The following is an 11,387-nucleotide window of genomic DNA, read 5'->3' as shown; positions in this document are numbered from 1 at the left end:
CCCGTCGTGCGATCGGGCTCACCCCGACGGCCACTCCGGATGGGCGGCCGCCGGGGTCGGCGGTCAGGCCGTGGGCTCGGCCGACCCGGGAGCGGGGGCGTCGGGCCCCTTCTTCGGTGCGGGCTTGGCGTCGATACCGGACTCCTTGCGCTGCTGTGCGGTGATCGGCGCAGGAGCGTCGGTCAACGGGTCGACGCCGCCACCGGACTTGGGGAACGCGATGACCTCACGGATGGACGACTCGCCCGCGAGCAGCGCGGTGATGCGATCCCAGCCGAAGGCGATCCCGCCGTGTGGCGGGGCGCCGTAGGCGAAGGCGTCGAGCAGGAAGCCGAACTTCTCCTGTGCCTCCTCGGGCCCGATGCCCATGATCTCGAAGACCCGTTCCTGTACGTCGCGGCGATGGATACGGATCGATCCGCCACCGATCTCGTTGCCGTTGCACACGATGTCGTAGGCGTAGGCCAGCGCCGCACCGGGATCGGATTCGAGGTGCTCCAGCGATTCCGGAGTGGGTGAGGTGAAGGCGTGGTGCACGGCGGTCCAGGCTCCGGAGCCGACGGCGACGTCACCCGCGGCGCTCGCCTCGTCGGCCGGCTCGAACAGTGGCGCGTCGACGACCCAGGTGAAGGCCCAGTCCGCGGTCGCGGGGTCGATCGGCTCGCCCGGTGCCGGGATGAGTCCCAGCCGGGTCGCGATCTCCGAGCGCGCGGCGCCGAGCAGCGCTCGCTGCGCCTTCGCGGGCCCGGCGGCGAAGAACACGCAGTCGCCCGGCGCGGCCCCGACATGTGCTGCCAGACCGTCACGTTCGGCGTCGGAGAGGTTCTTGGCGACCGGTCCGCCGAGGGTGCCGTCGTCGTTGACGAGCACGTAGGCCAGGCCCTTGGCTCCGCGTTGCTTGGCCCACTCCTGCCAGGCGTCGAGGGTGCGTCGCGGCTGCGAGGCTCCTCCGGGCATGACGACCGCACCGACGTACGGCGCCTGGAACACGCGGAATGGCGTCTCGGAGAAGTACTCGGTGCATTCGACGAGTTCGATGTCGAAACGCAGGTCGGGTTTGTCGCTGCCGAAACGGCGCATCGCCTCGGCGTAGGTGATGCGCGGGATCGGCGTGGTCAGCTCCACCCCGATCAGGCGCCACAACGCGACGAGGATCTCCTCGGCGAGCGCGATCACGTCGTCCTGGTCGACGAAGCTCATCTCGACGTCGAGCTGGGTGAACTCCGGCTGACGATCGGCGCGGAAGTCCTCGTCGCGGTAGCAGCGCGCGATCTGGAAGTACCGCTCCATGCCTGCGACCATCAGCAACTGTTTGAACAGCTGCGGACTCTGCGGGAGCGCGTAGAACGAGCCCGGCTGCAGGCGCGCGGGCACCAGGAAGTCGCGGGCGCCCTCAGGGGTCGAGCGCGTCAGCGTCGGGGTCTCGATCTCGACGAAGTCGCGGGCGAGCAGCACCCCGCGGGCGGCGGCGTTGACCTTCGAGCGCAGCCGCAGCGCCGATCCGGGACCCTCGCGGCGCAGGTCGAGGTACCGGTGGCGTAGGCGTGTCTCCTCACCGGGGTTCTCGTCGAGCTGGAACGGCAGTGGCGCCGCCTCGTTGAGCACCTCGAGGTGCCCGGCGTTGATCTCGATCTCACCCGACGGCAGATTGGGGTTCTCGCTGCCCTCGGGGCGCACCTCGACGACACCGGTCACGGCGATGCAGTACTCGGCGCGCAGCCGGTGCGCGGCCGCGGCGACCGCCTCGTCCCGGAAGACCACCTGCACGAGTCCGGAGCTGTCACGCAGATCGATGAACACCACGCCCCCGTGATCGCGGCGGCGGGCGACCCAGCCGGCGACGGTGACGGTCTGCGTGGCATCGGCGCGGCGCAGGGAACCGGCGAGATGTGTGCGGAGCACGAAGGTCCTTCCTCAGGGGTGGAGACGTCGAGAACGGTGGGCGCGTCGGCCCGTGACAATCGTAGGCGTCCACCGCACGCTGGCGGCCACCGCCCGGGCGGTTGTCGCGCACGGCTGCGCGTCGGCGAGTCTCGAACTGTTCGACCCGATCCGGGTGGTTCGTCTCGTTACGCTGTGGCCATGACTTTTCAGGGCAGCGGGCCGCTCGACACCGGGAACGTCTCCGGCGGCGGAGGTGGCGGTGGCGGCGCCGGGCGGATCGCGCTCGGCGGCGGTGCCGGCCTGATCATCACCATCGTGGCGTTGTTGTTCGGGGTCAACCCGGGAGACATCATGGGCGGCGGGACCACCGGAACCGGAAGCTCCAACTCGGCCTCGTCGTCGGTGATCGACGAGCACATCCGGACCTGCACCGTGGAGATGGCCAATCAGGGTGACGCGATCTGCCGGATCGTGGCCACCACCAACAGTCTCGACCACGTCTGGCCGACACTGATGTCGAACTACACGCCGCCGAAGACCACCATCTTCAGCGGGTCGGTGAACACCGCGTGCGGTGCGGCGACCTCGGCGACCGGCCCGTTCTATTGTCCCGCGGACAAGACCGCCTACTTCGACCCGGATTTCTTCGACACCCTCGTCCAGATGGGTGGCAGCAACGGCGCCCTGGCGCAGGAGTACGTCGTGGCCCACGAGTACGGCCATCACGTACAGAATCTGACCGGGGCGCTGCGCAAGGGCCAGCAACTCGGTTCGCAGGGACCGCTGTCGGGATCGGTGCGCGTCGAACTGCAGGCCGACTGCCTGGCCGGGGTGTGGGCGCATCACGCCAGTGACGAGGGATACGACAATCGGTTGCAGCAACTGACCCAGCAGGACATCGCCGGGGTCATCCAGACCGCCAAGGCCATCGGTGACGACACCATCCAGGGCGCCAACTCCAACCCGGAGGGCTGGACGCACGGGTCGGCGCAGCAGCGGGCCCGGTGGTTCACCATCGGCTATCAGGGCGGCGACCCCAAGCGCTGCGACACCTTCGCCACCAACGACCTGTGATGCCACCCGCACGCACCAGCACCGCCGTCGACGCGATCGCCGACGCCCATCTGCGCACGATGGCCGCCGACGACCCGATCCTGGCCACCGAACTCGGGATCGATGACGCCGCGGCCGACCGACTCACCGACTTCTCCCCCGACGCCGTCGCCACCCGCGCCGACCACGCCCGGGCAACGCTGGCCGCGCTCGGCGCCGCCGAGGTGTCCGACGACGTCGACCGGGTGACCGTCGCGACGATGACGGCGTCGCTGCGCCGCGAGCTCGCCCTCGCCGATGCGGGAGAGCTGACCGGTGTCTGCAACGTCATCGCCTCCCCGCTGCAGGCGATCCGCGACATCTTCGATCTGATGGACGTCGACTCGCCGACGGGGCGGGAGACGATGGTGCGCCGGATCGCGGCGATCCCGGACGCTCTGGCCACCGCGATCGCCGGCGTCGAACAACGACGCACAGCCGGCCCGCCGTTCGCCCGCCGGCAGGTGGAACTCGTTGCCGCACAGGCAGATCAGGCCCTCGCCGCGATCTCGGCGAACACCGGGACCATCGTCGCCGACCCCGGATTGGCCGCCGACCTCGAATCCGCCACCACCGCAGCGGGTTCGGCCTTCGCCGAGTTCGCCGCCCACCTGCGCACCCGGGTGGCGCCCGACGCCGTCCATGACGACGCCGTCGGCCGGGATCGGTATCTGCTGCATCTGCCGCACTACCTCGGTGCCGACGCCGATCCCGAGGAGGCCTACGACTGGGGTCTGGCCCATTTGCGCGAGATCGTCGCCGAACAGCAGGCCATCGCCGCGCAGCTGGTACCCGGAGGGGCGGTCGCCGATGCCCTGGCCGCACTCGATGCCGATGCGCGGTATCAGATCCACGACAAGCAGGCGTTCGTCGACTGGATGCAGGCGACCTCCGACGCCGCGGTCGACGGACTGGCCGGCACCCACTTCGACATCCCGGCCCGCCTGACCCGTCTGGAATGCCGGCTCGCGCCGTCGTCGACCGGGATCATCTACTACACCCAGCCCACCGCAGACCTGAGTCGGCCGGGCCGCATGTGGTGGGCGGTTCCCCCGGGGCAGACCGTGTTTCACACGTGGCAGGAGAAGACCACCGTCTACCACGAGGGTGTGCCCGGCCATCACCTCCAGCTGGGGTCGGCGATCGTCGACGACGACCTCAACTCGTGGCGCAAACTGGCGTCGTTCACCTCCGGGCACGGCGAGGGCTGGGCGCTCTACGCCGAACGCCTGATGGCCGAACTGGGCTGGCTCGACGACCCGGGCGACCGGATGGGCATGCTGGATTCGCAGCGGCTGCGCGCGGCACGCGTCGTCGTCGACATCGGCGTGCACTGCCGATTGCGTGCCCCCGAGTCGGTGGGCGGCGGCATCTGGGACGCCGAGAAGGCCTGGACGTTTCTCACCTCGTCGGTGGCCATGGACCGGGCGGTGCTGCGCTTCGAACTCGACCGCTACCTGGGCTGGCCCGGCCAGGCGCCGTCCTACGCACTGGGACAACGGGTCTGGGAACAGACCCGCGACGCCGCCCTCGCCGCGCATCCGGGGTGGACGCTCAAGGAGTTCCACACCCGTGCGCTGGCGCTCGGTGGGGTGAGCCTGGACGTCCTCGCCGATCGGATGAGCCGGGCGGAATGAGACCGATCCGTATGACATTTCCTCCGGTTTCCGGGGGAAATGTCATACGGATCGGCGTGCGCCTCAGCCCAGCAGACCCCGCACCTCGTCGACGAGACCGTCGAGCGAGGCCCGATGCTGGTCGCCGGTTGCCAGGTTCTTGATCTCGATGGTGCGCTCGGCGAGTTCACGATCACCGAGGACGAGTGCGAGCCGTGCGCCCGACCGGTCGGCGGCCTTCATCGCACCCTTGAGGCCGCGATCGCCGTAGGCGAGATCGACGCTGATCCCCGCGGCCCGCAGTGTCCCTGCGACGGATACCAATTCGGCTTTCGCGTCGGCGCCGAGCGGAACCCCGAAGACCTCGACGCGCGCGGCGTCGGCACCCGCGACGCCCTCCGCCTCGAGGGCGAGCATCGTGCGGTCGACGCCGAGCCCGAACCCGATCCCCGACAGATCCTGCTTACCGCCGATCTGCTGCATGAGGCCGTCGTAGCGCCCGCCGCCCCCGATCCCCGACTGCGCGCCCAGTCCGTCGTGGACGAATTCGAAGGTGGTCTTGGTGTAGTAGTCGAGTCCGCGTACCAGCCGCGGATTGATCTCGTAGGGCACGCCGAGCCGGTTCAGGTGGGCGAGCACCGTGTCGAAGTGGGCCCGCGCGTCGTCGCTCAGATAGTCCAGCAGCAGCGGCGCGCCGGCGGTGGCGGCCTTGATCTCGGGGCGTTTGTCGTCGAGCACACGCAGCGGATTGATCTCGGCGCGTTGACGGGTCGGCTCGTCGAGGTCGAGCCCGAAGAGGAACTGCTGCAACGCTTCCCGATACCGGGGTCGGCTCTCGTCGTCGCCGAGGGAGGTGATTTCCAGTCGGAAGCCGCTGAGCCCGAGGCGTCGATAGCCCTCGTCGGCGATCGCGATGACCTCCGCGTCGAGAGCCGGATCGTCGACGCCGATGGCCTCCACGCCGACCTGCTGCAGCTGGCGATAACGACCGGTCTGCGGCTTCTCGTACCGGAAGAACGGACCCGCATAGCAGAGTTTGACCGGCAGCTGACCACGGTCGAGGCCGTGTTGGATGACCGCGCGCATCACACCGGCGGTGCCCTCCGGGCGCAGCGTGACCGAGCGGCCACCGCGGTCGGCGAAGGTGTACATCTCCTTGCTGACGACGTCGGTGGACTCACCCACCCCGCGCGCGAACAACGCGGTGTCCTCGAAGGCGGGCAACTCGATGTGGCCGTAACCCGCGCGCCGCGCCGCCTCGGTGAGCGTGTCGCGCACCTTGCGGAAGTCGGCGGAGGCCGGCGGGTAGTAATCCGGGATACCCCGAGGTGCGGCGAAATCGTTGGTCACAGGCCCATTCGTCCCTTCTTCACGGTGCCGGCGCCCTCGGCGTCACCGGCGAGACCGACGAGGAACGGATTGCTCGCACGTTCGGCGCCGATCGAGGTCTGCGGTCCGTGTCCGGGGAGCACCTGTGTGTCGTCGGTGCGGGTCAGCAGCCGGGCGGCGATGGAGTCGAGCAGTTGCTGGTGGTTGCCCCCGGGCAGATCGGTGCGGCCGATGGACCCGGAGAACAATACGTCACCGGAGAAACACACCGGGACGGTGTCACCGGCACCGCTCTCGTCGATCGGCACGTCGAGGGTCAGCAACACCGAGCCCTGGGTGTGACCCGGTGCGTGGTCGACGGCCAGGCGCAGTCCGGCGATCTCCACCGTCTCGCCGTCGACGAAGTCGATCACCTTGTCCGGCTCCCGGAACTGCAGCGACCCGATCACCGAGGAGAGCGCGTGGCCGAGGCCGATGCCCGGGTCGGCGAGCATCGACCGGTCCTCGGGGTGGATGTAGGCCGGGATCGAGAATTCGTCGCAGAGGTCCGCCGCGGTCCACGTGTGATCGAGATGACCGTGGGTCAGCAGGACCGCCACCGGGGTGAGATCGTGCTCTGCCAGCACCTTCTTCGCCATCGGCGCCGCATCCTGTCCGGGATCGATGACGACAGCGTCGCCACCGGGCGCCGGGGCGAGGATGTAGCAGTTGGTCTGGAACATCCCTGCGGGGAAGCCGGTGATCAGCATTGCTCCATTGTGTCTCATACGAATCCGGCGGCCTCGACCGCGGTCGACTCCAGTGGCACCGCCCACGGTCGGCGTACCAGCTCGTTTGTCGACGCAGGCCTCGCCACGCCCGGCTGTGTCCTCGACCCGGTGCGGCGAGTTCACAGGAGATACTGGCACACTGCATGGGGTGTCCGGCGGGAGTCGGACGACGAGCAGAGTGCACACGACACCAAGCGCACACCGAGGAGGGGTCACAGCGTGGCGAGCAACAAGGAACCCGAGAAGCCGGGTGCCCACAACGATGCCGACAACGATGACCCGGCCACCTCGACTCCGTCGGGGCCGAACCCGAGCAAGAATCCCTCCGATCCCGCGGCCGATGGTCCGGCGACGTCCGACCGGGCGCTGACCAACGAGCAACGGCGCGAGGCCGCCAAGCGCAAGCTCGAGGACCGGCTGGAGCGCGAACGCGCCGCAGCGCGCAAACGCAAGGTCCTCATCGGTTCGGTCTCGGGTGTGGTGGTCATCGCGGTGCTCGCGACCGCCACCTACTTCATCGTCGACAAGATCCAGACCGATCGATTCAACGCCTCGCACACGACGTGCGATTACGTCGCCAAGGACAGCAACTTCAAGCAGATCCCGACGACGGTTCCCGCCGAGATCACCGATCCCGCCCAGCGCGCGCTCTATCAGGAGCAGATCGACAAGGTGAAGGCCGGCGAGTCCAAGCAGAAGACCGCGCCGATGCCCGACAAGACGCAGGCCAAGGACGGCACGTCCACGCTCACACTGACCACCACGCAGGGTGTCGTGCCGGTCGATCTCAATCGCACCGGCGCTCCGTGCAACACCGGCGCGGTCATCTCGCTCGCCGATCACGGCTACTACGACAACAGCCCGTGCCACCGGATGACGACCGCGGCTTTGAAGGTCCTGCAGTGCGGTGACCCGACCGGCACCGGTCTCGGCCAGCCCGGCTGGACGAGCCCCGACGAGCCGCCGACCGATCTCAAGCCGTCCGGTCAGGCCAACCCGATGACCGGCCAGCAGGCTGTCACCTACCCGCGCGGGACCGTCGCGATCGCCAACAGCGGTAGCGCCCAGCAGGGTGAGGCGAATTCCGGTGGATCGGCGCAGTTCTTCATCCTCATCCAGGACGGCACCCTGCCGCCGAGTTACGCGGTGGTCGGCACCGTCGCACCCGACGGTATGAAGGTCATCGACAAGGTGTTCGCCGGCGGCGTGAACCCCGGCATCGGACCCAACCAGACGACCGGTGCCTACGAGCGCACCGCCGACGACGGCTCACCGAAGCTGCCGATCACCATCGAGACCGCCAAGGTCTCCTGACGCGCGGTCTCGCCACGGCCCGGCCGTGGCGAGACCGATCAGGCCGCCGTCTTCTCAGGCAGCCGAGGTGACGCGGTACACGTCGTAGACGCCTTCGACGTTGCGGACGACGTTCAAGACGTGTCCGAGATGCTTCGGGTCGCCCATTTCGAAGGTAAATTTGCTGATCGCGACGCGATCGCGGCTGGTGGTGACCGACGCCGAGAGGATGTTCACCCGTTCGTCGGAGAGCACCTTGGTCACGTCGGAGAGCAGGCGGTGACGGTCGAGCGCCTCGACCTGGATGGCGACGAGGAAGATCGATTCGGGCGACGGCGCCCAGGAGACGTCGATGATCCGCTCGGACTGATCACGCAAGGCGGTGGCGTTGGTGCAGTCGGTGCGGTGCACACTGATCCCACCGCCGCGCGTCACGAATCCCATGATCTCGTCACCGGGTACCGGGGTGCAGCACTTGGCGAGCTTGATCAGCACATTGTCGACGCCCTCGACGACCACCCCGGCGTCGCCGCCCTGCCGGGAACGGCTGGGCATGGTCGACGGCGTGGATCGCTCGGCGATCTGTTCGGCGGCCTCGTCGATGCCTCCGAGTGCGGCGACGAGACGGTTCACCACATGCCGAGCCGAGACGTGGTTCTCCCCGACCGCGGTGTAGAGCGCGCTGACGTCGGTGTAGCGCAGCTCCTTGGCGACCGCGGCCATCGAGTCGGCACTCATCAGCCGCTGCAGGGGCAGTCCCCCGCGGCGGACCTCCTTGGCGATGGCGTCCTTGCCCTGCTCGAGCGCCTCCTCGCGACGCTCCTTGGCGAACCATTGGCGGATCTTGGCTTTCGCGCGTGGTGAGACGACGAAGTTCTGCCAGTCCTTGCTCGGTCCGGCCGTGGGTGCCTTCGAGGTGAACACCTCGACGACCTCACCGTTCTCGAGGGTGCGTTCGAGGGCGACGAGACGACCGTTGACACGTGCGCCGATGCAGCGGTGGCCGACCTCGGTGTGCACCGCGTAGGCGAAATCGACCGGTGTCGACCCGGCGGGCAGCGTGATCACGTCGCCCTTCGGGGTGAAGACGAAGATCTCCTTGACCGCGAGGTCGTAGCGCAGCGACTCGAGGAACTCCCCCGGGTCGGCGGCTTCTCGCTGCCAGTCGAGGAGCTGGCGCATCCACGCCATGTCGTCGACCTCGGCGACGTCGGACTTGCGGCCCTTGCGGTCCTTGTAGCCGCTCTCCTTGTACCGCCAGTGTGCGGCGATGCCGAACTCGGCGGTGCGATGCATGTCGTAGGTGCGGATCTGCACCTCGAGGGGTTTGCCCTCGGGACCGATCACCGTGGTGTGCAGGGACTGGTAGACCCCGAACCGCGGCTGGGCGATGTAGTCCTTGAACCGGCCCGCCATCGGCTGCCACAGCGAGTGCACCACGCCCACCGCGGCATAACAGTCGCGCACCTCGTCACACAGGATGCGCATGCCGACGAGGTCGTGGATGTCGTCGAACTCGCGGCCCTTGACGATCATCTTCTGATAGATCGACCAGTAGTGTTTGGGCCGGCCCTCGACCGTCGCGGTGATCCGGGCCGAGGACAGTGCGTTGTTGATGTCGGCGCGCACCCGCGCCAGGTAGGTGTCGCGTGAGGGTGCGCGGTCGGCGACCAGCCGCACGATCTCCTCGTACCGTTTGGGGTGCAGAATCGCGAACGAGAGGTCCTCGAGTTCCCACTTGACGGTCGCCATACCGAGCCGATGCGCCAGGGGCGCAATGACTTCCAGCGTCTCGCGGGCCTTGCGGGCCTGCTTCTCCGGTGGCAGGAAGCGCATCGTGCGCATGTTGTGCAAGCGGTCGGCGACCTTGATCACCAGCACGCGCGGGTCGCGGGCCATCGCGATGATCATCTTGCGGATCGTCTCGGCCTCCGCGGCGCTACCGAGGGCGACCTTGTCGAGTTTGGTCACCCCGTCGACGAGGTGGGTGACCTCCGCCCCGAACTCCGATTCCAGTTGCTCGAGGCTGTATCCGGTGTCCTCGACGGTGTCGTGCAGGAGCGCGGCGACCAGGGTGATGGTGTCCATACCGAGGTCGGCGAGGATCGTGGCCACCGCGAGCGGATGGGTGATGTAGGGGTCACCGGACTTGCGGTTCTGCCCCTGATGACGTTCGTCGGCGACGTCGTAGGCGCGTTGCAGCAAAGCGACGTCGGCCTTCGGGTAGATCTCCCGGTGCAGGGTGACCAGCGGTTCGAGCACCGGACGAACCGGGCTGCGGGTCGCGGTCATCCGGCGAGCGAGCCGGGCGCGGACCCGCCGCGACGCCGACGAATGTTGGGGCAGCGCGTCGTTCGTGTCGCCGGCGGGCCCAGACTCGACAGCCCCGGACTCGACAACCGCAGACTCGCCCGCTGCGGACTCCGCAGCTCTGGACTCGACCACTGCTGCGGAGTCCACCTCGGCGGGTCCGGCATCGGTGATCGGGCCCGCGGTACTCGGCTCGTCGGCCATCAGACCCTCCCTCGTCCTCGGCGGTGGACGCGGCGGGAGCACCGGATCGTTGCCTCACACCACCGGTCCGTCCCACCACACATGTCACAAGTCTAATCCGCGCTTTCGGGAGCACCGTCGGTCCGGCCGGAATGTGACGGGCCAGGCTGTCGGGGAACCACCATGGGCTCACCGATCGCCGCGGACCCGCTTGAGCCGTGCCTTGCCGAGATTGGTGCGCACCACCCAGGCCACGTCGGGGTCCGGATCCTGTGCCAGCGCGTCGAACACCGGCAATCCGGCGGCCGGATCGGCGGCCACGGCGACGCTCCACCCGTATCCCAGTCCCTTGCGCAGGGTACGGGTGTCCGGCGCGCGCCGTCGCGTGTCGGGGACCGCGCGCAGCACCTCGGTGGCTCGTCCACACACGTCGATCGCGTGGGCGGCCATCTCGGGGGTCCGCAGCAACCTCGGCTCGCAGATCGCGGCGACAGCGGCGCGGGCGAGCAGGGGGCCGGGGCCGTCCGCCCATTCGCGTGCCACCGCGGCCATCGAGGCGGGATCGTCGTCGCCCCACCGCTGCAGCGCCATCGCCACGCCCTCGCGGACCCGCCATCGCTCGTCGGCGGCGAGTTCACGCAGCCGGGCAAGACCTTTCGAGCGGTCCTCGGCCGAACAGAGCAGACGTCCGATCCCGGCGGCCCCGCAGGTGGCCCGATACTCGTCGGCGGCATCGGCGGCGTGCCAGATCGTCGTGGCGGACGCCTCCTCGACGAAGGCGGCCAGCAGGGTCAGGTTCGCCCGCGGCCCGGGCAGACCCGAGTGCGCGTCCAGGTAGCCCAACCAGCGCTCCGGCACGTCACCCAAGGCGACGAGTTCGCGTCGATACTCTTCAACACCCATATCCGCC

General features: G+C 68.9%; 7 protein-coding genes and 1 pseudogene. 3 read left to right on the top strand and 5 right to left on the bottom strand.

Translation table 11 applies throughout. The features are described 5' to 3' along the window. Positions 1–63: 63 nt before the first annotated feature. Positions 64–1,902, bottom strand: a complete 1,839-nt coding sequence (gene aspS, locus J6U32_RS15285; protein ID WP_208791082.1) for an aspartate--tRNA ligase — start codon at positions 1,900–1,902, stop codon at positions 64–66. Between the two features lie 180 nt (positions 1,903–2,082). Between aspS and ypfJ the strand changes: the two genes are divergently transcribed. Together ypfJ and J6U32_RS15275 are read left to right on the top strand one after the other, a co-directional pair. Next, entirely contained in the window at positions 2,083–2,958 is an 876-nt protein-coding gene (gene ypfJ / locus J6U32_RS15280) for a KPN_02809 family neutral zinc metallopeptidase (protein ID WP_208791081.1), read from the top strand. After that, positions 2,958–4,613: pseudogene (locus tag J6U32_RS15275) on the top strand (DUF885 domain-containing protein); the annotation flags it as partial. The gene ypfJ and the pseudogene J6U32_RS15275, both read left to right, overlap by 1 nt. A 63-nt stretch (positions 4,614–4,676) precedes the next feature. Here J6U32_RS15275 and hisS read toward each other — a convergent pair. Both hisS and J6U32_RS15265 read right to left on the bottom strand, forming a co-directional pair. Then, the gene (gene hisS / locus J6U32_RS15270; RefSeq protein ID WP_208791079.1) at positions 4,677–5,942 is read right to left on the bottom strand and encodes a histidine--tRNA ligase; all 1,266 of its coding nucleotides are present in this window, start codon (positions 5,940–5,942) and stop codon (positions 4,677–4,679) included. Beyond that, the gene (locus J6U32_RS15265) at positions 5,939–6,670 is read right to left on the bottom strand and encodes an MBL fold metallo-hydrolase (protein ID WP_208791078.1); all 732 of its coding nucleotides are present in this window, start codon (positions 6,668–6,670) and stop codon (positions 5,939–5,941) included. Before J6U32_RS15265 ends, hisS begins: the two co-directional genes overlap by 4 nt. Before the next feature lie 240 nt (positions 6,671–6,910). Between J6U32_RS15265 and J6U32_RS15260 the strand changes: the two genes are divergently transcribed. Beyond that, positions 6,911–8,005: a peptidylprolyl isomerase gene (locus tag J6U32_RS15260; protein ID WP_208791077.1), complete on the top strand. Its 1,095-nt coding sequence runs from the start codon at positions 6,911–6,913 to the stop codon at positions 8,003–8,005. Between the two features lie 54 nt (positions 8,006–8,059). On the opposite strand, the gene J6U32_RS15255 is transcribed toward J6U32_RS15260, so the two are convergent. Beyond that, entirely contained in the window at positions 8,060–10,498 is a 2,439-nt protein-coding gene (locus tag J6U32_RS15255; protein WP_208791076.1) for a RelA/SpoT family protein, read from the bottom strand. Between the two features lie 168 nt (positions 10,499–10,666). Next, the gene (locus tag J6U32_RS15250) at positions 10,667–11,380 is read right to left on the bottom strand and encodes a HEAT repeat domain-containing protein (protein ID WP_208791075.1); all 714 of its coding nucleotides are present in this window, start codon (positions 11,378–11,380) and stop codon (positions 10,667–10,669) included. Positions 11,381–11,387: the final 7 nt, after the last annotated feature.

The sequence above is a fragment of the Gordonia polyisoprenivorans genome, from assembly GCF_017654315.1.
Classification (GTDB): Bacteria; Actinomycetota; Actinomycetes; order Mycobacteriales; family Mycobacteriaceae; genus Gordonia; species Gordonia polyisoprenivorans_A.
The sequence above is the reverse complement of the archived record's forward strand: the minus strand, read 5'-3'. Positions and strand labels throughout refer to the sequence as shown.

Bases quoted from the DNA above. Each gene is read 5' to 3' on its own strand.
- ypfJ (WP_208791081.1), top strand. From the start codon at position 2,083: ATGACTTTTCAGGGCAGCGGGCCGCTCGACACCGGGAACGTCTCCGGC.
- J6U32_RS15265 (WP_208791078.1), bottom strand. From the start codon at position 6,670: ATGCTGATCACCGGCTTCCCCGCAGGGATGTTCCAGACCAACTGCTAC.
- J6U32_RS15255 (WP_208791076.1), bottom strand. From the start codon at position 10,498: ATGGCCGACGAGCCGAGTACCGCGGGCCCGATCACCGATGCCGGACCC.
- J6U32_RS15250 (WP_208791075.1), bottom strand. From the start codon at position 11,380: ATGGGTGTTGAAGAGTATCGACGCGAACTCGTCGCCTTGGGTGACGTG.